General features: G+C 67.5%; 18 protein-coding genes. 7 read left to right on the top strand and 11 right to left on the bottom strand.

Annotated features, from left to right (window positions below; genetic code table 11):
• Positions 1-52 precede the first annotated feature (52 nt).
• The 6 genes from AB3M34_RS03525 (at position 53) to AB3M34_RS03500 (ending at position 6,566) form a co-directional block, all read left to right on the top strand.
• Complete coding sequence (locus AB3M34_RS03525; protein WP_370617699.1) at positions 53-1,189, top strand: acyl-CoA dehydrogenase family protein; 1,137 nt, start codon at positions 53-55, stop codon at positions 1,187-1,189.
• Positions 1,186-2,241 (top strand): acyl-CoA dehydrogenase family protein, encoded by a 1,056-nt coding sequence (locus AB3M34_RS03520; RefSeq protein WP_370617698.1) that lies wholly within the window; start codon positions 1,186-1,188, stop codon positions 2,239-2,241. The genes AB3M34_RS03525 and AB3M34_RS03520 overlap by 4 nt, the downstream gene beginning before the upstream one ends.
• Positions 2,238-3,002, top strand: a complete 765-nt coding sequence (locus AB3M34_RS03515) for an enoyl-CoA hydratase/isomerase family protein (protein ID WP_370617697.1) — start codon at positions 2,238-2,240, stop codon at positions 3,000-3,002. Before AB3M34_RS03520 ends, AB3M34_RS03515 begins: the two co-directional genes overlap by 4 nt.
• Positions 3,003-3,064: 62 nt before the next feature.
• Complete coding sequence (locus AB3M34_RS03510; protein WP_370617696.1) at positions 3,065-4,252, top strand: lipid-transfer protein; 1,188 nt, start codon at positions 3,065-3,067, stop codon at positions 4,250-4,252.
• A 120-nt stretch (positions 4,253-4,372) separates the two neighbouring features.
• Positions 4,373-5,344, top strand: a complete 972-nt coding sequence (locus tag AB3M34_RS03505) for an esterase/lipase family protein (RefSeq protein ID WP_370617695.1) — start codon at positions 4,373-4,375, stop codon at positions 5,342-5,344.
• A 97-nt stretch (positions 5,345-5,441) separates the two neighbouring features.
• Positions 5,442-6,566: a TetR/AcrR family transcriptional regulator gene (locus AB3M34_RS03500; protein WP_370617694.1), complete on the top strand. Its 1,125-nt coding sequence runs from the start codon at positions 5,442-5,444 to the stop codon at positions 6,564-6,566.
• On the opposite strand, the gene AB3M34_RS03495 is transcribed toward AB3M34_RS03500, so the two are convergent.
• Positions 6,556-8,457, bottom strand: a complete 1,902-nt coding sequence (locus tag AB3M34_RS03495; protein WP_370617693.1) for an alkyl/aryl-sulfatase — start codon at positions 8,455-8,457, stop codon at positions 6,556-6,558. The genes AB3M34_RS03500 and AB3M34_RS03495 overlap by 11 nt on opposite strands.
• Before the next feature lie 575 nt (positions 8,458-9,032).
• Here AB3M34_RS03495 and AB3M34_RS03490 point away from each other — a divergent pair.
• Positions 9,033-10,295, top strand: coding sequence for an IS110 family transposase (locus AB3M34_RS03490; protein ID WP_370617692.1), 1,263 nt, complete (start codon positions 9,033-9,035; stop codon positions 10,293-10,295).
• Between the two features lie 510 nt (positions 10,296-10,805).
• Here the strand turns inward: AB3M34_RS03490 and AB3M34_RS03485 are convergent.
• The 10 genes from AB3M34_RS03485 to AB3M34_RS03440 all read right to left on the bottom strand — a co-directional run bounded on the left by AB3M34_RS03485 (position 10,806) and on the right by AB3M34_RS03440 (position 22,352).
• Positions 10,806-11,747: a hypothetical protein gene (locus AB3M34_RS03485; protein ID WP_370617691.1), complete on the bottom strand. Its 942-nt coding sequence runs from the start codon at positions 11,745-11,747 to the stop codon at positions 10,806-10,808.
• Entirely contained in the window at positions 11,744-11,971 is a 228-nt protein-coding gene (locus AB3M34_RS03480) for a hypothetical protein (protein WP_370617690.1), read from the bottom strand. The genes AB3M34_RS03485 and AB3M34_RS03480 overlap by 4 nt, the downstream gene beginning before the upstream one ends.
• 796 nt (positions 11,972-12,767) lie before the next feature.
• The gene (locus AB3M34_RS03475) at positions 12,768-14,111 is read right to left on the bottom strand and encodes a hypothetical protein (protein WP_370617689.1); all 1,344 of its coding nucleotides are present in this window, start codon (positions 14,109-14,111) and stop codon (positions 12,768-12,770) included.
• A complete protein-coding gene (locus AB3M34_RS03470) occupies positions 14,108-14,464 on the bottom strand; it encodes a hypothetical protein (protein WP_370617688.1) in 357 nt (118 codons plus the stop codon). The genes AB3M34_RS03475 and AB3M34_RS03470 overlap by 4 nt, the downstream gene beginning before the upstream one ends.
• A 12-nt stretch (positions 14,465-14,476) precedes the next feature.
• A complete protein-coding gene (locus tag AB3M34_RS03465; RefSeq protein WP_370617687.1) occupies positions 14,477-15,487 on the bottom strand; it encodes a DnaB-like helicase N-terminal domain-containing protein in 1,011 nt (336 codons plus the stop codon).
• On the bottom strand, positions 15,484-16,302 hold the full coding sequence (locus AB3M34_RS03460) for a DUF4913 domain-containing protein (protein WP_370617686.1): 819 nt from the start codon (positions 16,300-16,302) through the stop codon (positions 15,484-15,486). The genes AB3M34_RS03465 and AB3M34_RS03460 overlap by 4 nt, the downstream gene beginning before the upstream one ends.
• The gene (locus AB3M34_RS03455; protein ID WP_370617685.1) at positions 16,299-18,023 is read right to left on the bottom strand and encodes a type IV secretory system conjugative DNA transfer family protein; all 1,725 of its coding nucleotides are present in this window, start codon (positions 18,021-18,023) and stop codon (positions 16,299-16,301) included. Before AB3M34_RS03455 ends, AB3M34_RS03460 begins: the two co-directional genes overlap by 4 nt.
• Positions 18,020-19,366 carry an ATP-binding protein gene (locus tag AB3M34_RS03450; protein WP_370617684.1) on the bottom strand — a complete coding sequence of 449 codons (1,347 nt, stop codon included), beginning with the start codon at positions 19,364-19,366 and terminating at the stop codon, positions 18,020-18,022. Before AB3M34_RS03450 ends, AB3M34_RS03455 begins: the two co-directional genes overlap by 4 nt.
• A gap of 149 nt (positions 19,367-19,515) precedes the next feature.
• A complete protein-coding gene (locus tag AB3M34_RS03445; RefSeq protein ID WP_370617683.1) occupies positions 19,516-20,991 on the bottom strand; it encodes an SCO6880 family protein in 1,476 nt (491 codons plus the stop codon).
• Positions 20,992-20,993: 2 nt separating this feature from the next.
• Positions 20,994-22,352, bottom strand: coding sequence for a type IV secretion system protein (locus AB3M34_RS03440; RefSeq protein ID WP_370617682.1), 1,359 nt, complete (start codon positions 22,350-22,352; stop codon positions 20,994-20,996).
• Positions 22,353-22,355: the final 3 nt, after the last annotated feature.

Below are 22,355 nucleotides of genomic sequence, written 5' to 3'. Positions count from 1 at the left end.
GGGCAGCATTGAGTCCGCAGCAGGTAGATCGAGAGAAGGAGCGTGACGCGAGATGACCTCCCTCGTCGCCCTCGAGGCCACGGAGCTGAGCCCACAGGAGCGAGAGCTCCGGCGCCAGGTCCGCGAGTACCTCGCCGAGCGGCTGCCTGCCGGCTCGTACCACGTGGGTCTCGGGATGAGCGGCGGGATCGACCGTGAGTTCTCCCGCGATCTCGGCCGACGCGGATGGCTCGGTATGGCCTTCCCGAAGCCGTACGGCGGTGGCCGCACGGCGGTCGAACGGCTCATCGTCGTCGAGGAGCTGCTTGCCGTCGGAGCGCCGGTCGGGTGGCACTGGATCGCCGACCGCCAGTCAGGCCCGAACATCGCGGCAAACGGGACCGACGCACAGAAGGACCGTTTCCTCCCTCGCATCGCCGCCGGCGAGCTGTGCTTCGCGATCGGGATGAGCGAGCCTGATTCCGGCTCAGACCTCGCGTCGCTGCGCACTCGAGCCGTGCCGGTCGACGGGGGGTGGCGTGTCAACGGCACCAAGGTCTGGACCACTGGCGCCTTCGAGGCAACGCACCTGCTCGCGCTCTTCCGTACGTCGGACGACCGTCACCAGGGCCTGACGCAGTTCATCGTCGACCGCCACCAGCCAGGGGTGACCGTCTCCCCCATCACGTTCATCGACGGGAACGCCGACTTCTGCGAGGTCGCCTTCGAGGACGTCTTCATCCCCGACGACATGCGGCTGGGGGCCGTGGGTGCCGGCTGGGGCCAGAACACCGGCGAGCTCGTCCTCGAGCGCGGAGGCGTCGACCGATGGATGTCTCTCGTCCCGATCCTCGAACGGTGGGCTGCATCGGTCTCTGACGAGGGGTCGACGAGTGCGTACGAGGACCTGGGCGCGATCACCGCACGGTGCTGGTCCTTCCACGGGATGTCGCTGTCGATCGCGCGAATGGTGGATGCCGGTACCTCGCCGAGCCTGGAGGCGGCGCTCGTCAAGGACATGGCCACCCGCTTCGAGCAGGAGTGCATCGAGATCGTCACAAGGCACCTCGGCCACTCACCCGACCTCGGGAGCCCGGACCCGTACGAGGCGCTCCTCGCCCGTGCCGTCCTCGTCGGCCCGTCGTGGACGATCCGCGGCGGGACGACCGAGATTCTCCGCAACATCGTCGCGAAGGGGTTGGGACTGTGACCGGAGCAAGCGACATCGGGCTCGGGCGTCTCGTCGACTCGCTCTTCGCCGAGACGTTCCCGGCGCACGACCGCGCAGAGGCCGAGCGAGTCGGGCTGTCGGTCGCGCAGTGGAAGTCGGTCGCGGAGCTCGGGTTCCCGCTCGTCGGGATCACCGAGGAGGCCGGCGGGTCCGGCGGCACTCTCCTCGATCTCCTGGTCGTGCTGCAGGCGGCAGGGCGACATGCGGTCCCGCTGCCCCTGGCCGAGACCGCGCTGGCCGCCGGAGTCCTCGCCGACGCCGGTCTGGAGATCACCGCCGGCCCACTCGCGACCGTCCCCGACGTGGGCGGCCTCACGCTGCGCGGGGGACGCCTCAGCGGCACCGCGTCCCGGGTTCCCTGGGGTCGGACCGCCGACTTCGTCGTGGCCGTCATGACCGACGAGCTCGGCGAGCAGCGAGCCGTACGCTGCGCACCACCGCTCTCCTCGATCGAGCCCGGGTCGGACCTGGCCGGGATGCCCTGCGACACGATCACGTTCGACGAGGTTCCCGTCGACACCGCGGCGTGGCCCACAACGGCGGGAGATCCCCTGCTGAAGGGCGCGCTGCTGCGCTCGGCACAGATCGCCGGCGCCGTCACGGGAGCCTTCGAGCTCACCCGCGACTACGTGACGTCGCGAGTGCAGTTCGGGCGTCCGGTGTCGCGGTTCCAGTCCGTACAGGCCCACGTCGTCGAGCTGGCGCAGGCCACGACGTCGACACGGCTGTGCGTCGAACGCGCAGGCGTCGCCGCGTCCTGCGGGCCGGCGACGTTCGAGATCCTCGCGACGAAGTCGGTCGCCAATCGAGCCGCAGCACGGGCGGCAGCAGCGGCCCACCAGGCGCACGGCGCGATCGGGATGACACGGGAATACCCGCTGCAGCTGCTCACGCGCCGGCTGCACCAGTGGCGCGGCGAGTTCGGCGCCGCAGCAGAGGTCGAGGCACGGATCGGCGCGGCGGTCGCACGCGCCGGTGGCGTCGTCGCCCTGGCGACGTCCGACGGCGGCGAAGGGGGCGCGCAGGCATGAGTCAGAGTATCGAGGTCACCTCCTCGGGACACGTCGCGACGATCGAGCTGCGACGTCCTCCTTCCAACTACTTCGATCGGGAGATGCTCTCGAGCATCGCCGACGCCGCACAGAACCTGCATCGTGACGGCGTCCGCGCGATCGTGCTGTGCGCCGCGGGGCGCCACTTCTGCGCCGGCGCGGACTTCGCGACCGACGACATGGCTGACAACCGCGAGGAGTCGGCGGCTCTCCTGTACGCCGAGGCCGTGCGCCTGCTCACGATCCCGGTGCCGGTGATCGCGGCGGTCCAGGGCTCTGCCGTCGGGGGCGGTGTCGGGCTGGCCTGCGCAGCCGACTTCCGTGTCGCCTCGCCTGCGTCGCGCTTCCACGCGAACTTCTCGTCACTCGGTTTCCACCACGGGTTCGCGCTCAGCGTGACGCTGCCGGAGATCGTCGGGACCCAGCACGCCGCCGACCTGCTCTACGCGAGTCGGCGGGTGGACGGCCAGCGCGCGTACGACATCGGGTTGGTCGATCGCCTCGTGCCGGACGGAGAGCAGCGCGCGGAGGCGGTGCGCTGGGCGCAGGAGATCGCCACGCGGGCGCCGCTGGCGGTGCAATCGATGAAGCAGACGCTGCGGGCGCCCCTGGTCGAGAAGGCCCGTGCCGCACTCGAACGTGAGCACGCCGAGCAGGCCCGACTGTGGGCGACCCGCGACAGCGCGATCGGCATCGCCGCGAACCTGGCCCGCGAGACGCCGGTCTTCACCGGCCGCTGACCGCTCCCCACGACCCGATCATCTCAACCCCTCGAACGCTCGAAACCCACGAAAGAGATGCCATGACAGGTTCCGCACTGGTCGCCGGCGTCGGCATGGTCCCGTTCGCCAAGCCGGGCCGCAGCGACGACTACGACACGATGGGCGCCCGCGCCGTGCGCGCCGCGCTGACCGACGCCGGACTGCCGTACGAGAAGGTGCAGCAGGCGTACGCCGGATACGTCTACGGCGACTCGACGTGCGGGCAGCGGGTCGTCTACGAGGTGGGGTTGTCCGGCATCCCGGTCGTCAACGTCAACAACAACTGCGCCAGCGGCTCGAGCGCGTTGTGGCTCGCACGACAGGCGGTGGAGAGCGGAGCAGTCGACTGCGCGCTGGCGGTCGGGTTCGAGTGGATGCAGCCCGGCCCCCTTGCTTCGGCCTGGACGGACCGCACCAGCCCTCTCGCCAACTTCACCCAGGTGCTCGACGACGTGCACGGCATCGAGCCCGATGTCCCGAGGGCGGCCCAGTTCTTCGGCGCGGCCGGCATCGAGTACGCCGAGGCGTACGACATCAGGCCGGAGACGTGGGCGAAGATCGCCGTGAAGGCTCGCGCTCACGCGGCGAACAACCCGTACGCGGTCTTTCGTGACCCCGTGACGGAACAGCAGGTGCTCGACGCTCCGCGCCTCTACGGGCCGATCACCCGTCTCCAGGCCTGTCCCCCGACGTGCGGCGCGGCCGCGGCGATCATCGTGAGCGCGGAGTTCGCCCGCGCGAACGGTCTGCGCACCGACGTCGCCATCGCCGCCCAGGCGATGGCGTCCGACCTCCCCGGCACGTTCGACGAGGGCAGCATGATGAAGATCGTCGGCACCGAGGTGACGAGCGTGGCCGCACGTCTGGTGTACGACGAGGCCGGCGTCGATCCGTACGACGTCGACGTCGTCGAGCTCCACGACTGCTTCACCGTCAACGAGGTGCTGTCGTACGAGGCGCTCGGACTTGTCGGCGAGGGTGGCGCGGAACGGCTGATCGTCGACGGCGACAACACGTACGGCGGGAGGGTCGTCGTGAACCCGAGCGGCGGACTGCTCTCGAAGGGTCACCCGCTCGGCGCGACCGGTCTGGCCCAGTGCGCAGAGCTGGTGTGGCAGCTGCGCGGCGAGGCTGGCGCCCGCCAGGTGGCGGGGGCGCGGCTCGCGCTGCAACACAACCTCGGCCTCGGCACTGCCGGAGTCGTCACGCTCTACGAGCGGCGCTCGTGATCGCTGATCCCGTTAAGTAAATGGTGATTAGTTATTCGGCTACGCCATTAGGCCTTGTAATTAGGGTGTTCCTAGTGGGAATGTGATCTTTGTCTCACCCACTAAACGACGGAGATGACCATGACCTGGAGACGATCTCTCGCCCGGCTGACCAGCCTGGTGGCAACCACCCTCGCGATCCTCGCGCTGGCCGGCCAGGGCCTGTCGGCCAGTGCTGCGCCGGAGCCGGCCCTCGAGACTCCGACATCGACCCTCGCCTCGGCGCTGACATGCCCGACGACCTTCACCCACCCCGACCGCGAGCCCGTCCTGCTGGTGCACGGCACCGTGTCGAACGCTGCCGAGAGCTGGGGGTGGGGAGTCGCCCCCGCTCTGCGCGACCAGGGATTCGACGTCTGCACCGTCGACCTGCCCGACTACTCGCGCCCCGACATCCAGGTCTCGGCCGAGTACGTCGTCCACGCGATCGACGCCATCTACCAGTCCACCGGTCGCAAGGTCGACGTGGTCGGACACAGCCAGGGCAACCTCCAGCTCCGATGGGCAGTGAAGTGGTGGCCGCACCTGCAGGCGCGGGTCGACGACATGGTGAACCTCGCCAACCCGGCCAACGGCATCGTCGGCGGCAGCGCCTTCTGCATCGTGCCGTGCATCCCGGCGGCGACCCAGTTCAGCCTGGGCTCGAGGTTCTTGGATGCGCTCAACGCAGGAGACCCGACGCCGGGACCGATCTCGTACACGTCGATCTACAGCCTGACGGACGAGGCGATCCTGCCGTTCACGACCGCTATCGTCGACGGCGCGAAGAACATCTCGGTCCAGTCGGTCTGCCCGGGCCGCATCGTGACGCACGTCGGCTTCCTGTACGACTCCGTGGCGTTCCGACTGACCGTCGACGCGTTGTCGCACAGCGGGTCGGCCTCGCCCGGGAGGATGCCGTTCGGGAAGTGCCTCGACGTGAACCTTCCGGGCGTCACGGTGGCCGAGGCGACGGCAGCGACCGCCGTGGTCGTCGCCGCAGCGGGCGTCCGCCTCGTCGGAGGCGCCACCGCGTGGGTGGAACCACCGCTCAAGGCGTACGCCGCCGGGTAGCGTAGGGCCAGGCATCTGGCGGACGACGACGGGCGGCAGCGTGAGCGCGACGGACACCCCTCCCCGCCGACGCCCGCGCGACCGACGAGTGACGATCGTGGAGACGGCGATCGTCCGGTTCCACCGCGATGGCTACCACCACGTCTCGATGGACGACATCGCGTCCGACGTCGGCATCAGCGCAGGTGCCCTCTACCGGCACTTCCGCAGCAAGCAGGATCTGCTGTTCGCTGCACTGTCCACGCTGCTCGACGAGTACGAGGAACTCGGGGTGGGGATCAACGATCCCCACCCCGAGACTCTCCTCGCGGCGCTCGCCCGCCACACCGTCCGATCACGGGAACGCGGTCTCGTCTGGCAGCGCTACGCCCGAGACCTCGCGCCGGACCAGCACGAGATCGCCCGCGCGCGACTCCGTGGTTTGGCTGGACGGGTCGCGGCGGCGGTGCAGACGCGGCGTCCCGAGCTCGACCCGAGCAATGCGGACATGGTCGCCTGGGCCGTCCTCGCTGTGCTCGCCAGCCCGTTCGAGCACCGCGTCACACTTTCCGCCGCGCGGTTCGAATCACTCCTGACCGGCTCAGCCGTCGCCCTATGCGACACCCCAGCCGTCCCGGCACGCGACGTAGCGACGGCTGAGACCGTCGCCGTCGGCCCGTACGCCAACGCATTCGCGGCCTCGACCCACGAGCGCATCGTCGCGGCGGCGGGCCAGCTGATCAGGGAGCAGGGGTTCGACGCGGTCTCCATGGAGAGCATCGGTGCCGCGGTCGGCATCACGGCCGCGAGCGTCTACAACCACTTCCCCAGCAAGAGCGACGTTCTCCTCGCCGTGTACGCGCGTGCCAGCGAGGGGCTGCGTCTCGGGCTCAGCCAGGCCCTGTCACGCGCGCAGGACACTGACAACGCGCTCGAGCTCGTCGTACGGTCGTACGTCTCGCCTGCGTTGCGCCCAGACGGCCTGTCGGGGCTGCTCTTCCGAGAGACGGCCCGACTGCCCGAGTCGCGACAGCAGTCGGCGCGACGCGTACAACGCGAGTACGTCGACCGGTGGGCGCGCCTTGTCGAGTTGCCGCTGAACGAGGCGCGGATCATCGTCCACGCCGCTATCGCGCTCGTGAACAGCCTCGTTACTATCCCCCATCTGCGTGCGCGGGCGGGGTTCGAGGAGGAGGTCGTCGGCCTCGCGCTGGACGTGTTGCGAGGACGGCCTAGGGTGTGACGAGGTTGAAGTGAGGGTCGAAGTCTTCGAGGACCGACCCGTACGACGCCAGCACCGACTCGTCGCCGTCGATCGTCAGGACACCGGAGGAGACAAGGTCGCCCGCCCGTGACGGATCGAGCAGAACGGCGACCACTGCCTGTTTCGGTCCGGTGATCGTCGCCTGAACGTTCTGGCTTTCCTGCGGGCGCGCGTTCATGACGCCGTCTCGGACCCACGCAGTCCATCTCTCATCGGTGTCGTTGACCACGATTCCGATCCGCAGGTCGACGTCGGCCGCACGCTCACCGACCACATGGATCGCCGCGAAGTCGAACAGCTGGTCCATCGGCATGGCCAGGATGGTCTCCGAGCTTGCTGTGTTGAGTCCGCCCTCCGTCGCGGCTCCTTCACGTAGCTCCTGCGCTGCGGTGAGAAAGATGCCGCGCCACTGAGGGGCTTCCTGCTGATACCCGAGCTGCTCGTACGCGTCGGCCTGCAGTTCCTTCGCCTGCGCGTCAGCGGGGTCGGCGAACACCAGGTGGTGCAGGATCTGAACAGCCCATCGGTAGTCTCCCTCGCTGATCGCTCGCGTTCCCTCCGCGAGGATCGCGTCGCGGCCCAGGAGGGACACGTACCGCCGCGCGTTCTCAGCAGGGGGCAGGGGCCAGATCGACGCGGGGTCACCATCCCACGTGCCAAGCTCCTTGGCGAAGACCGCTCGGACGTTGTGGTGCAGCGACCCGTGGTAATAGCGGTTGAACCACTTCTTGCCGATCGCGTCCGGCAGCTGCACCATCTCCGCGATCTCGATCGGGTGATAGCCCTGGTTCGCCAGCCGCAACGTCTGGTCGTGCATGTACTTGTAGAGATCGCGCTGCGACTCGAGGAACGCGACGACGTTGGCGTTGCCCCACACAGGCCAGGTGTGCGGTCCGAAGTGCACTTCGACCCGGTCGCCCCAGCGCACGAGCGTCTCGTCGAGGTAGCGCGCAAAGTTGCGCGCGTCACGCGTTCGGGCGCCGCGAAGCGTCTGGATGTTGTGCATGGTGTGGTTCGCGTTCTCGGCACAGGTGACGGCGTTGATCGCAGGGATCCAGATGTGCATCTCCTCAGGCGCCTCGGTGTCGGGCGCGTAGAGGAACTCGAACTCCCAGCCACCGAACGTGCGCGTCTCACCCGTCGCAGTGATGCTGTCGTTCGGCGCGATGTAGGTGGTCGTGAAATGCGAGCCGCCGCCTGGGCCGATGCCTTGCGTGACCGCGCCGCTCACGCCGTGAGGAATCAGAGCCTCGAACGTATAGCTCGCGCGCCTCGACATCGCGTTGCCGACGATGACGTTCTCACCCAGGGCGTACTTGTTGAATGACTCGACGGTGCCGGGGCCGACCAGCGCAACCTCGCCGGACTCCACATCGGCCTCGTCGACGACGGCCTTCACGCCGCCATAGTGGTCGAAATGCGTGTGGGTGTAGATCACCGCCACAACGGGCTTGTCGTTCACATGCTCGCGGAACAGCCGCATCGCCTGCGCGGCCATCTCCACACCCTCCATGCAGTCGATGACGACCAGACCTTCCGGCGCATCCACGATGGTCAGGTTCGCGCCGTTGCCTCTCACCTGAAAGAGGTGGTCGACCACCTTGTACAGACCCAGCTGGATGACCAGCTGCGATTGGCGCCACAGGCTCGCGTCGACCCCGGCCGGAGCATCCTCGCCCTGCCGGATGAAGCTGAACGTGCTGGCGTCGAGCACGGTCTCCCCACGCTCGTTCTTGATCTCGTCGAACCTCGCAATCAGCCCTCGCTCGACGTCAGCGAAGTCGGCGCGGTCACCCAGCGCGTAACGCGCCGCACCCGACGCGTTCGCCTCAACCGTGAACCTCGTCGGCTCCTTCGAAACAGCCCCCACGACAACCTCCGTTGAACGAGTACGGGATACACGGACGAACCTAGGGGCAGTGGTCGTGACGCGCACCTACAGAACGTCGCGTCGCACGGCCCGCCCCACTCACGCCCTCGACGTGAGCCACGCAATTCAGATCTCCGGCAACGAACTCACCCTCGTCGCTCCCAAGACCAAACACTCCGCCCCATCAAGTCCAGCGACCCGCTCGAACATCGTTTCCACCGCGACCACCCCCCACCGGTCGCGAACGGCCGCGGCCATCACGGCCGAGAACGCCGCCTGGAGGATCCTCTACCGGGATACAGACCCACGTGCTCGCAGCAACAATCCAGAGAACCCGAAGACCCCACACCAAACACCTCTACGGACTCACCCGCACCAGTGTGAACCGACGTCGCCAGACGACCCGACCATTCTCATCCCCCAGCGCAGCGCGTCGAAGACCGCAAGCGAGCACACCTCTTGCACCCTGTAAACAGGGTGGGCCCGGGGGTCGTCTCCGGGTGCCGCGCCAACGTCGGGAAGGCCCGACCTCTTGCTGCCCAGCGACTCGCGTGCGGGTCGGTAGAGGCTTCTAGGTGGATGCCTCCCGGCGGTGGTTCCGCGGTCGGCGTGGACGCTCGATAGAGGCATGGGGCATCTGGTTGCTGACGGGTCCCAGGGTGCATGCGCGTCGCCGGCCTAGCGGCCAAGTAGGGAAGGTAGGACGCGTGTTTGCAGGGATCGACACTCACAAGGACACCCTCGCGGTGGCTGTGGTCGACCACGGCGGTCGCCAGGTCGCAGCAGGACAGCTGCCGAACACCGAGCCAGGCTTCCTGGAGTTGGTCGAGCTGCTCGAGGCCCATGGTGTGTCTCGGGTGGGCATCGAGGGGTCGGGCAACTTCGGTCGCGCGATCGCGGTGCATCTGGCGATCGACTGGACTCCTGAGTGGGATGTCTCGATCGTGGAGGTGCCCACGCTGATGACGTCGCGTGAGCGTCGCGCCCAGGTCGGTCGGGGCAAGACCGACCCGGTCGACGCGTTGGCGATCGCACGGATCGCCGCCCGCGAGCCGGGCTTGCCGCCGGTGCGGCTGACTGTCGGACCGGCCGCTGACCTGCGGGCGCTGCTCGACTACCGCGACGATCTGATCGCGGAGCGGACCGCACTGGTCAACCGGGTACACGCCGAGCTCAGCGGCCTGCACCCGGGCTATCAGAAGCAGATCCGCAGCCTGGCCACCCGCGGTCGCGTCCGTCAGGCGCTCGCGCTGCTCGACGGGGAGGTGTCGATCCGGGCCGATCTGTGTCGCCGACGGCTCGAACGGGTCCTCGACATCGACGAGGAAGCCGCGGCAGTGAAGCGTCAGATCGCGACTCTCGTCACTGAGTCAGGCACGAGCCTCACCCAGATGCACGGTGTCGGTCCTTTGGTCGCGGCCAGGTTCATGGCAGAGGTTGTCGACGTCACCCGCTACCCCAACCGAGACACCTTCGCCTCCGCCAACGGCTCGGCGCCGATCCCGGCCTCCTCAGGGCGCACGGTGCGGCATCGCTTCAACCCGGGAGGGAACCGGCAGCTCAATCGGGCGCTCTACACGATCGCGCTCTCCCAGATCCGTGAGCAGACCGAAGGCCGCGCCTACTACGACCGCAAACGCGCCCAGGGAAAGACCAAACGCGAAGCCATGCGTTGCCTCAAACGACGACTGTCAGACCTCGTCTACCAAGCGATGCGCCACGACGCCCGCGCCCGGGTCGAGTCGGCGGCGACCGACGCGGTAGCCAACGAAGCTGTCGCGGTGGGTGCGGCCAGCGCAAACGAGGCACGACTCACTGCCTTACGGCAACCCGCGTGACAAGACTTCCAGCCTCAGCGCCCTGCTCTTCGGTACGGCGACAAGACCGCACCCACCTCACCGCAGATTAACGCCAGCACCGCCAACGAGGACTTGCAACATAGAGGCCCACCTCTGGTGATGATGGTTCCGCCTCAGTGATTCGGATCCGCCCTGCCACCGTTGCGGAGCGGCGAGTACACCGTTACGCACAGCTCCCGAGGAGGTATCAGGTGCTGGGGTCGGGCCTCATGCCTGGCCGGAGGGCCGGATGAGGCCGAGTTACCGCGGCGTCGGAGTCATCTCCCCGGCGAAGCCGTCGCCCCGCGGCGAAGCACTGGCTGCGTTCTTTCCGACGGGTCCATCGACCCGCGATGATCGAGGCCAATCCGTGCTGTCCGGTGGACGGTACGTGCACAGATTCTCCGAGTAACTACTCCGTCACCAAGACAGGTGCACATCGGCTCGGCCCGAGCCGTTCGCAGTGATGGTGGATGTAGCCGACCAGCACCGACGTGGTCACGCACTCCCTCATTCCGTCTCGAGGCTGTGGGCCCGTTCGGTGATCTCGCGCCACTCTGCCTCGACCGCTTCGATCTCTTTGGCATGCTCGCTGGCGAAGTCTTCGATCAGCGGCGCCAGGTCCATGATGTGCTGTTCGTAGGCGTCCTTCCGACAGGCGAAGTCGGCCTCGAGCACCTCTTGTTCCTGGGCGAGGAAACGCTGCCATTCGGGCGACTTTGCGCGCGGGTCGCTCGGTCCAGCCGGCGCGGGTCCCGATTTGGCGGCCATGTAGCTCATCGCAGGCCCGAGCTCGTCGTAGGTTTGGCCTGTTTCATCGAGGACTGAAAGAGAAGAGGACCGCATGCAAGCTCCGCGTTTGGCGTCGTCGCCGCCAAGCTCGTCGTCGGCTTGAGCCAGCGCGTCGTCCCACGCGTCGACGAGTTTCTTGGTGCCCTCCGGAGCGCTGACGGCGTCGGCTTCAGCGTCAGATACTGGCTCGGTGGACGCCAAGCACTTGTCGATGGCGGCTTCATAGGCTGGCGAACGCCCGTGGTCATCGCGGTTCATCTCCGCCTCAGCCGCCATGAAAGGCGCCGAGGCGATTTCGTTCTCTGACCAGACGGGGCGAAGCGGTTCCGCGAACCAGTCGCTGGCGCCGAGTGCATCCGCGGGCGACGCGAACGATCGCGACAGCGACCACTGCCACTCGGGGAATCCAGCACTCTCGAGACATGCATCCATCCCAGCATTGAGCCGGTGCGCGCGAAGGAGGCTACCCGCGTTTCGTTCGTCCACTGTTCCGGCGAACTGCTCATACAGCGCCTGAGCTTGGACGTGGACGTCCGCCGGCGCCTTCATGGGTGGCAGTTCATGGCTGACGGCGCCACAGGAAGTCAGCGCTAACGCTGCGGCGACGACGCCCCCACCCAAAGCGGCCCTCCGAAAGAGGAGTTCGAAAGAAGTCTTCATCCGTCGTACCTCGTCGGATCGGAGTTGCATGACTCGAAATGGCCATCCTGGTAGAGGGTCCGCACCCTCGCCCACCTATCTGTGCACGTCCGGGGCGCGGACGTGCACAGGGCTCCGGTGCCCGACCCGGAGAACCGTTCGATTCCGTAGAACACAAACCCGCCGTTGACGAAGTCGTCGTCGAGCACGTACCCGAAGCCCTTCTGCATGTTGACGACGTTCACCCCACCCCAATCCGATGGCTCCTGCCAATAGCCGTTCCCACCAGGATCCGTAGTTGCTGCCCCGTTGGGCTTGCAGGAGCGCACAACCCGAGAGTCGTAATGGTCACCATTTGACACCTGCCAATCGAGCATCGAGTCCATGCAACGGTCAGTTGACATGCTCGCGCTCGGATACGCGCCAAGCCGAAGATGCCGGGACGAAAGGCTCCAGCTCGCGTACTGATGGCCCGACCCTGCATACGCATAGGCAGAGCCGCTCGTATCTGCGACGGCAGGAGCGCTGATGAACACAGTCAGTCCTAGCGCCACGACCGTTGCGCAAGTGATGGCTCGGCTGGTCAACCAATGGCGGCGGGAGCGCATGGGGAGGAATGTAACAGCAATTTGCAACGGCGATCTGCCCATTGCATTGACCGGCTCGGGTGGTCGGCAAGCTGAGTGGCGGCTCAATCAGGACGACGTCCCTCTGGACTCGTCCCGCCAAGAGTTCATCACCAACGATCTACAGCATCCGCTTCCGTGTCAGCACCGGAGAGCGCGTGGCAGGTCCGCCAGTGCAAGGCAATTTGGCTCCCGTCCTGAGCAGTGTGATCCCGACCACGAGATCGCGTCGCCCCAACATCACCAACGAGACGAAGGTCGTTGTGACCTCGACGCGGCGGTCAGTGCGGCCCGCCAAGGGCGGGGACATGATGGAAAGGGTGGAGTCGAGCACCGGTCCACACAGGACGTCACGGGCAGGGAGGGGATCTCTGACGGCGGTGACCCACATCAGCCGGAGCGTGCGCGGGCCGAATCATAGGGAACGGCCGCGATGGGTTCTGGGCCCCCCGATCTGCGCTACCCGAAGAGGTGTCGTCGCGGCGCGCCCGATCGGCGAGGGGCGGGTGTGCACGGCGGGGTCGCCTGCGGCGAGCGCGGAGAGGCGGTCGGCGAGCTCGCGGGGCGCGAGGACCGTCGACCAGTACCGATTGGATTCAGCGCCGCGGCCGTTTACTCGATAATGGAACTCGTCTGCGATCGCACGGGCCTCCACGCGGAGTTCGCGCTTGCGGTCCAGTCCACGGACGATCCTCGCCACGGATGCACCGATGTCTTCGAGGTTTGACCGGATCCGGGCCGCACAGTCCGCAGTTATCGCTTGGGGCGCCCGTTCACCCCTGAGAGTCGACACAGTCATCGATGCGGACAAGACGATGCGGGTGAGGACGGGATCGTCTGCTGCCGCGACGCACACGGGAGTGAGTTCTCGGCGAAGGATGGCCCAGTTGTTCGCTCGATTCGAGTGCCGTTCATCGCCAGTGGACTGGCCCAGCCACTGGTATCCAGCGGCGAGCAGGGTCGCAGCATCTCGGAGTGTGCCCGCACCGCAGAGCCGGTCGCCTTCCCAGCCGAACATTCGGCTACGGACGAAGCCGAGCTGCTCACGAAAGCGCGTCAGCGGATCTGGGTCATCGAGATCGAACGAGTGCGGCAACCGGAACGCCGCAAGCGGGTTCGGCGTCTCGGGCGTCGCCGCGCGGCGGACGACCTCACACCGCGCGGCGACGCGTGCCATGACTGGAGCGAGCATCGCCAGTCGCTGGTCCAACTCGGTGTCAGGACCGCTGCACGCCGAGTGGACCAATGGATACGCATCGGCCACCACTCGTAGGAGATCGCCGACGTCAGCCAGTGCGCGTCTGACGACCGCGCGGTTGTGGAGAAGGAGTGCGTCCGGTGTCACGGCGATCCCATTGCGGAGTGTCTGAGCGCTGATCACGTCAGCGCCGAGGCCGAAGAGCTTCGCGGCTCTGCGCCACGGGAGAACCACTGACGAGTCGGCCTTGGTTCGTCGCGTACGACCGCTCGTCGCGTCGCGCCAGTTCAACGCATCGCTCACGTCGGCCTGGATTTGCCGAACGGCCTCAGTCGTCACGCCGAGCCGGACAGGGTGCCACTCACCGCGAACGAACTGGTTGCCGCTGCGCATCGGCACGATCGCGTCGAAGTGCAGAGTGAGCTTGGCGGCCAGGTCGGCGTACGCCTCGAATACTCGAGACGGCGCTTCCGCTCGTCTCGTCTTCTGCAGCCCCGTGCACCCGTCCAACATGGCGACCGTCGCCTCGGCAAGCAGCTCGCCATACGTCACCACCATCACGCACCGACCTGCTCGAGACGACGCGCTGCAGACTCCAGCAGCATTGCCGCGTCGATCTCATTCACCGTGTTCGAGCAGCGGGTCGAGGCCGCTCGAGCGATCTCGCTCACGAGCAGAGCGAGGTCTCTGAGATCCAGGCCAGTGTCCGGGCTAGTCGGGATGTCACCGCCCTCGCCGCCGTTGAGTTGCTGGGTCGCGAGCGACAACTCCAGCGACGCCGTGTGAATGTCGAGTTCACCGCGTTCGGTTGCCAGCTCGATCAGCCAGCCGCTCGCCTCGTACGCCAGCCGCGCCAAGCGCGCCGCTGACACGTCGCGGCGAATGGCCAACGCCCGCATCTCACCCCACTGCATGACGTCGCGACCTCACGTCGTCTCGCCGCGTCGACTCGTGATCAGCCGCCGCTGTTCCGGCCAGAGGTCGAGCATGCGGCGGTGTGCCTCCGCCGTGGTCGTTGGACGGCGGATGGCCGAGCGCTCCAAGTCGTCCGACGTCGCGATGATCCGGGCGCGAACCGACACCTCGAGGAGCCGCTTCGCGAGCGGCACAGCACTCATGCCGTCCGTTTCGGCCTGTGCTTCCGCATCGCGATCTGTTCCCGGTGGCCCACCCATGACATCGGCGATCGCCGACACCTGTCCCGCCTGGGCGAGCGACCACGTCACGGTCACGGGGTCAATCGGATCCTTCGCCTCATACATCTCGACGACATTGGCGAACACGGTGCGATTGTGGACGTCGCTGAAGTCGTCATCCGACAACCAGTCGGTGACGTGCCGGATCGCGGTCGGTTGCGCGATCAAGGCACGCACCACACGGCGTTCGAGGTCGGGCTCTCCCAGGTACGGCGCGGGTCGGATAGCAGGCAGGTCGTCGGACCGCAGCGGCGCCACGGAATATGCACCTGCCGCGCGGGCTTCCCGCTGATGCAGGTCTTCGACGGTCCGGCGCACTGAGTCGACGCCGGCGAACACGCGGTTGAGCTCTACCGCAGTCGTTGCGTTGCGGGCCCGCGTCCCCAGCATCTCTGCGCGCCGCCGAACGGTGCGCTGAATCGACAACTCCAGCACCATCCGGCCGTAGTAGACAGCCCGGTCAGGGCTGGGGCACTGGTGCATGCAGTCGGCGAGGAACGATCCATCGGCCGGGTTGGCGACTGCATCGGGATGGGCAAGCAGGTACGCATTCACGGCGTCGGGCGTGACGCCGTCTTCGCTCGCGATCCGTACGGTGTCGATCGCGTTGTAGGTAGCGCGCTCATGGAGACCTTCGAAGTCGTCGGGCTGGAGCCATTCCTTGAGCTCGTCGTACCGCGCGGCTTCGAGCAGGATCGCGCCGAGCGTTGCACGCTCGGTGGCCGCGGTGATGCTGGTCATGGCGCGACTCGATCTACCGCTTCGTCGGCAAGACCCAGGCGGCGCTCGGCGTCACGAAGGAAAGCGATCGTTGCCTCGTCCTTGACGCGGATCCAATCGTCACCCTCGGGTACCCAGTAGTGGTCGCGATGGGCGATCGGCGACCCGGGAAGGCTGCCGAGCAGCATCGCCTCACCGGCCTGGACGGCAGCACGCATCTGCATGCCGGTGAGCACGGTGGCGTCGGGGCTGGCGACATCGTCGATGGACATCTGCGATGGGTTGTCATTCATGTCGGCGCTCTCTCGCGTGATGTGTTCGGCGAACGCCTCGTCGTCATCGACAGCGCGGGCGTCGTACGTCGACTCGGGGCGTTCCTTGTGTTCGTCGGTGCAGGAGATGTTCCATCCGCCGGCGCCGATGCGCCGGAGGAACGCTGGGAGCCAACGGTCGTGCCAGTCGATCGGTGACGTCATCGGCGCTTCGGGATCGGCGTACGCTTCGCGCCAGGCGACCCAGAGTGCGGTCAGCTCCTCGACGAGCTCGGGGTGGCGCCACCAGCAGGGTGGGATCTGCCGCGCGAGTGGATAGCGGCCGCGCAGCCACCCGACCCACTCGGCCAGGCCTCGCCACAATGTCCGCGTGCCGTGGGGACTCTGCCCTCGCCAGGACCACTGCGACGGCACGTTGACACCGGCCGGTGTCGCGACTGCATCGTCGAGCATCTGCGCGAGGGTCCGGGTGCGTTCGTCGAGGAGTACGGCTGCCTGCGCGAGCCCTTCGACGGTCGTGATGTCGAGAACCTCGCCGGTACGAGGTTCGACGATGTCGTTCACGTCCTCGCCTCCTCCTGTGTGTTCGCGAGCTGTCGCAACGCCTTGTCGGCGTACCAGCGCCGGAGCTTCACGCGAGCAGGCGGCAGGTTCTGATAAAGCACGACGGCCTCACCGTCGGGGAGCTGTTGGAGCAGATGCAGCGGTGCGAGCGACTCGCGTTGCTCGGAGTGGCTGCGCGAGCGCTTGCCGTCGGGTCCGGTCTGTTCGCCGCCGAGTCGTACGCGTGTCTGGCCAAGCAGGTCGGAGAAGTAGCGGAGGGTCTCGATGTCACCGACTCCCGCGAGGAGGATGCGCAGCTTGGCATTCGAGAGCACGGTGCGAGCGACTTCGCGTCCGCCGTACAGGTGCTCGATCTGAGCGATGTCGTGGTACGCAAGCAACAACTGGATCCCGTTGCCTCGACCTGTCGTGAGCAGATGCGGCAACCGCGGGTAGCGGAACACGTTGCCGGCCTCGTCGAGCGCCAGCAGAACGCGAGGCTCGATCGGTCCGCCACGTTCGGCCGCACGAACCTCGGCCTCGTGCACGATCGACGAGATCAACGCGGTGAAGTACGGCGTGTAGCGCTCGGTCTCCGACTGCGGAGTGACGAGCAGTAGCGTGCCGGGGCGGTCCTCGTCGAACAGCTCAGCAGCGGTAAAGTCGCTGCACGCTGCGGCTGCCCGCACGGTCGGCCGGTTGTATGTGTCGGCGAGGCCGAACGCCGTGAACAGCACCGACCCACGTCCCTCCTCGTGGATCTGCCAGGTCGAGGCGTACTCGCGCGCCACGTTTGTGAATCGGTGCTCGTGGAGGATCTGCTCGACGCGCTCTCGCGCCAGCTCCCCCTCGTACGCCCACTCGATGAACCCGTCGATGCCACGGTCATCAACGTTCGCCGCCAGCAGGAGGCCTTTCAGGTACTTCCGCGCCTGCGCGTTCCACGGCCGTGCTTTGGGATCGCCGGTCATCCCCGAGGATTCGACGAGCCAGTCCGCCATCCGATCGGCTGCTTCGGGATCGGCGGCGTACGCCACCGGTGACCATCGCGCAGTCATCGTGCCCGGCGCACCGCCTGGCGCGACCACCCAGACCGGGCCAAGCGCTGACCGGCGTCCGATCACCGGCGTCAGATCCTGAGGCTTGGCTGTCGTCATCACGACTGTCCCTGCCCACTCGAGGACGTTGGGGATGATCAGCCCGACGGTCTTTCCGGCACCGTTCGGTCCGAACACGACCGCGGAGACACAGTCGTCGGCCGCGAGGCAACGACGTGTCGCTTTGCTGCGGCCTGCGACGAGTCGATACGGCCTTGTGGCGGGGTCGCTGCGGACCGCCATTCCGCGTTCGTCGCGCCGCGAAGCCCACTGGGCATCCGACCGACGCTTGCGGCGGGTCAAGGTTCGACCGTGGAGGGTTCTCCAGACGATCCACGCGAGACCGCCGCCGAGTCCGATCAGCAGCACAGCCGCCGACCAGTACGCGGCCGCGCCACCGCCCCACGTCGCCCGACCACTTGTGGCGATCCATGCGTCATTCGGCCGGTCGCCAGACAGCACCGCGCCGGCGAAATCCAGGGCCTGCCCAACATCGCCGGTGTGCCAACCGGCGCCGGTCACACCCGATGCCAGTACGGCTGCGCCCCACAGGACAACCGTCCCGGCAATCATCGCGGCGCCAATCGTGATCACCGCTGTCGCGAAGACGTCGGTGACCGGCTGCTCCTTCGCCGGGCTGGTCATCGCATCCTCGCGTCCGTGTCGGTGATCTCGAGCTCGTGGTCTGCGAGGACGTGATCGACGATGAACGACCGGCGCCCGACCTTCCACAGGCCACGTCCCCTCGGAAGCCCCGGCAGGAGGGAGGTCTCAACGTCGGTGAGGCCGAGGGCGGACGCGGCAGACTCGAGTTGGTCGCTCTCCTGCGCGTACATGATGCGCGTCGAGCAATCGGCGAGGAGACCCCGCGCGATAGCGACAGCCTCGGATCCCGCGTCGCCGACGGCGCCGAGGTCGGAGATGCGGTGGACGACGGCCAGGTTCGACTCACCGAGTGCTCGCGACAGCTTCCAGCGAGACTGCATGCGCCGGACGAGCGCGGGGACGCGCAAGACCCGCCACGCCTCGTCGTAGACAACCAGCCGCCTCCCGGCGGTGGCGTCACTGATGCTGGCCTCCATCCACGCCGACGCGCACGACATGAGCAGCGCGAGAGCCGTGTCGTCTCCTGCGAGGCGGCTGGTGTCGACGACCTGGATGGGCGCGTGGATGTCGAGCTGGTGCGTCGTCGCGCCGTCGAAGAGTCCCGCAAGGTCGCCAACGATGAGGCGGCGGAGTTCGAGGCATGCGTCGCGTGACAGCGCGGCGAGCTCGGCGCCGCTGCGAAGTCCGAGTGAGTTGGCGTCGTCCTGGGAGGGGCGCATCATCGCCTCGACGACCTCCGGCAGCAGGGGCGTTCGCTGCCGTGAGGCATCCGCATCGGAGCGGACGACGCGATCGAGCGCAAGGTAGATGGCGTTGCGCTCAACGGGAGTCAGCCGGTGGCCGAGGCCGGTCTCGGCGAGCGCCTGGAGAAGCGAGATTCGGCGGCCGCGTACGTCGTCCAGCCACACCGACTCCGGGGTGCCCTGAGGGCGCGATCCCGTCTCCAGCGGGTTGAGGCGTGTCGCCAGGCCGCGGCCGAGGGCGAGCGGTTCGACGCCGAGGGTCCCCGCGAGCAGGCCCCACTCACCCTTCGGATCACCCGGTACGTAGGTACGCACCCCGAAGGCCGACAGCCGATAGGCGAGTGTCTTCGCGAGAGCCGACTTGCCTCGACCGATGACCCCAGCGAGCAGAACGTTCGTGTTCGTCAGGAGCTGCTGCTGGTAGAGCCGCCACGGGTCGTACACGAACGACGCCTGCGATCCGGTCTCGCGTCCGATGTAGACGCCCTCCGAACCGAGTCCGGTCTCGATCACAAACGGGTAGATCGCCTGGAGGTTCGCTGTCGTCGCTCGGTGCACCGGCAGGCGCATCCGGAACGGCATCCGCCCCGAGTGGCGCCGCCACGGCATGCGGTCGTCGCGGTACTGCTCGAGTTCCACCGCACGTCGCTCTGCCGCCGCCATACGGGCGTCTCGCCACCGCGATGGGCGTTCGGCGCGCGCAGCACGGCGCTCCTTTCGGCTGACTTTGACGGCGGGTTCCTCAACGACCGCGTTGGTTGGCCGGGACGTCAGTCGCGGGTAGTCGGTCATGATCGGACCCCACGTGCAAGCGGCAGTGCGGCCGCGATGAACGCCTGATTCTGTTCGCCATAGACGCGGCGCACCTCAAGGACGCTCCGTACAGCAGCCTGCTCGACCTGAGAGCAAGCATCGTCGAGCTCCTGCTCGGTGGCGGCGGTGACGGTGACGTAGCCGTTGAAGCGGTACTCGACGTGACCCCGCACAAGCTCGCGCTCACGTCGTTCCAGCGTCAGGTTCTCCTCGTCGTCCTGTGCAGACTCGATCTGGCCGATCTTCTGGCGGTTGATCTCGTCGGTGCGCTTCTGCACCTTGGCGCTGCGGATCTCGCGGAACGACTTCGATGGCGCCACCGGCTCAGCGGTGAGTGACAGGGTCCGCCGTACGCCGCCGAGGACGAGCAGTGGATAGAGCCAGGCGGCCTGTACCTGCATCCGCGGCCACGACGCCACCCAGTACGTCGCGTGGTAGCCGCTGTCAGTGCGCGAATGACCAAATCGCGACTCCGCGATCATTGGTCCTGCGCCGTCGATTGCCACGCCTCGCTCGAGCCCTTCGCGTCCGCGCCTGTCGATCTCCACCGTCGACGCCGGGTCGTACTGGGTACGGATCAGCCGTCCGAGGTCGCGCGCACCGAGCCAGCCGACGACGTCGACCGAGCAGCGACGCAGTCCGCTCTCGATCCACGTCAGCTCCTGAGTGAGCACGGCTGCGGCACCTTCGCGTCCGCCACCGGCTGCGCGGATAGCCCGACGGCACCGCCGACTGTCGATGGAGATCACGACGAACGACTCGTGCCGCGTCGCGCTCGGCCCCTTGTCAGAGATGAGCTGCTCGTACGCTGCCGCGGCGGGCGATGTCGCATCGCCCCGCTCGCGCCACCAGTCGTCGAGACCGCGACCGGAATCGGGAATGGTGCGCTCGAGCCACTGGATCGCCGCGAGCCGGGAGCCCTCCTGGCCGAGCTGCGCGAGCAACGAACCCCACGACGTGACCCGCGCATGCTGGGTCGCACGGTCAGCGAGCGGGAACGCCGGTGCGACGACCTGGACGACCGCGGTCCAACGATGTCCGTCCCGGATGACGGCGACGTTGCTGGCGTCGGTTCGGAACTCGCGCACGATGACATCGCGTCCGCCTGGAAGCGCGATCCGGTCTGCTCCGCCGACAGGTTTGTGCACTGCCCAAGGCCCACCGAGGTAGGTGGCCTCACCGGACAGGCGACCTGCGACATAGTTCGCCACGGGTCGACCCCAGTCGATGATCGGCCGCCCCTGAACCGGGAAGAAGGCGAGGAAAGCGCATACCAACAACGCCAGGAGTCCCAGCAGTCCGCCGCTTCCTCCGCCGGCGACGAACCCGATCATCATGAGGATGACACCCTCTGTCAGAAGGAGCAGCTGGTTAAGGCGTAGTCCGAGCAGGATCGCGCCACGATCGCGCGGGCCGAACAGGTAGGACTCCTGCGTCTCGTACGAAGTCATCGTCAGTTCCCCTTGTCATGGTTCGAACCGGTCCCACCGACGTCGGGCCCGGGCGCGACCGCGTCGTTGAAGTCCCCCTGAGCGGAGGAAGCGGACGCAGCAGCCTTCTTCGATCCCTTGACGGCGGCTTGCGCAGCAACGACGCCCACGGCAGCGACACCGGCAGCCGCACCACCTGCGACCGCACCTCCGCCCGCACTGGAGGCGCCGCCGCCGGCGGCTCCGGACGGCACGGGCGGCTTGGCGCCGGCGGTCGTGGCGCCCGAAGCGCCCTTGACCGCACCGGACTTACCGCCAGCGCCAGTGCTGCTGCCTGCCGAGGGGCCATAGCCCTGGGGACCACCGACCGTCGCTCCGCCCGCCGGCTGAGTGGATCCGCCTCGCGCGTAGTCACGCGCCATGTCACTGCGGCCGCCGCCCGCGTGCACCAGGCTTCCGACAGGCACGTGACTGGTGATGGGACGGGCTCCGGTTTTGAGCGACGCCATCATCTCGCCCGCCAACTGTGTGTCGGCCGCGAAGTGGACGAGCCGCAACATCACGAGCGGGGCGAAGCATGCTCCGCAGAGCAGCACCACGACGCCGACGAAGTCTGACAAGGACTGGTCGAAGCCACGGAACAGCAGGCGCATCCCGACGCCGAAGATCGCGAAGATAACCGACTTGCAGAACACCAATGCCACGAGCGTCTCGGTCGCCTTCCGAGACCACGCGCGAGTCGGCCCCCACAGCCAGCCCGCGATGAGCAGGGGGGCGAAGACCACCACGACCAGGATCGCCATCTTCCGCAGCAGCAGGATCACCCAGAGGATGACTCCCGCGATGAGAGCGGCGAACATCAGCAGGAGCATCAGCATGTTCGCCGCGATGTCACCTTGGGCGCCCATCTGCGAGAACCCTTCTGCCAGCTCGTCCATCTGCTCGCCGAAGTCGGCGCTCGTGACGGAGACGATGCCTCGCGACAGCCAGTTGTCCATCGCCACGAGAAGTTGGGCGAAGAGGATGTAGACGGCGCCACCGATCGCGGAGACCGCTACGCCCAGCGTCGCCCGTACAAGGACCGTCGGGTCCCGCCGAAGGACGGCTGCCAGGAGAGCGATGAAGTAGACCGCGGTGATGATCGGGATGGCGAGTCCGACGAATCCCGCGTACACGTCGCGGTAGGTCGGATCGGTGAGCGGGACCTGGGTGGACTCGTCGACCACCTTCGTGATCCCGCTGAAGAGCTGGACGAGCCCGTTGGCGGTGGACTTCGTGATCGCGGACAGGCCCGAGTCAGCGACCTGTTCACCGCCTTGGCAGACGAGGTTCCACCAGGCGCACATCTTCACGACGAGCCACTGCAGCGCGGGCGTAGTCATCGG

It is taken from the genome of Mumia sp. Pv4-285 (assembly GCF_041320275.1).
Lineage (GTDB): Bacteria > Actinomycetota > Actinomycetes > Propionibacteriales > Nocardioidaceae > Mumia > Mumia qirimensis.
This window is presented reverse-complemented; position numbering and strand designations above follow the sequence as displayed.

Excerpts from the sequence above, each read along its gene's own strand:
- AB3M34_RS03525 (WP_370617699.1), top strand. The coding sequence starts at position 53 with ATGACCTCCCTCGTCGCCCTCGAGGCCACGGAGCTGAGCCCACAGGAG.
- AB3M34_RS03515 (WP_370617697.1), top strand. The coding sequence starts at position 2,238 with ATGAGTCAGAGTATCGAGGTCACCTCCTCGGGACACGTCGCGACGATC.
- AB3M34_RS03510 (WP_370617696.1), top strand. The coding sequence starts at position 3,065 with ATGACAGGTTCCGCACTGGTCGCCGGCGTCGGCATGGTCCCGTTCGCC.
- AB3M34_RS03505 (WP_370617695.1), top strand. The coding sequence starts at position 4,373 with ATGACCTGGAGACGATCTCTCGCCCGGCTGACCAGCCTGGTGGCAACC.
- AB3M34_RS03485 (WP_370617691.1), bottom strand. The coding sequence starts at position 11,747 with ATGAAGACTTCTTTCGAACTCCTCTTTCGGAGGGCCGCTTTGGGTGGG.
- AB3M34_RS03470 (WP_370617688.1), bottom strand. The coding sequence starts at position 14,464 with ATGCAGTGGGGTGAGATGCGGGCGTTGGCCATTCGCCGCGACGTGTCA.
- AB3M34_RS03465 (WP_370617687.1), bottom strand. The coding sequence starts at position 15,487 with ATGACCAGCATCACCGCGGCCACCGAGCGTGCAACGCTCGGCGCGATC.
- AB3M34_RS03455 (WP_370617685.1), bottom strand. The coding sequence starts at position 18,023 with ATGACCAGCCCGGCGAAGGAGCAGCCGGTCACCGACGTCTTCGCGACA.
- AB3M34_RS03445 (WP_370617683.1), bottom strand. The coding sequence starts at position 20,991 with ATGACTTCGTACGAGACGCAGGAGTCCTACCTGTTCGGCCCGCGCGAT.
- AB3M34_RS03440 (WP_370617682.1), bottom strand. The coding sequence starts at position 22,352 with ATGACTACGCCCGCGCTGCAGTGGCTCGTCGTGAAGATGTGCGCCTGG.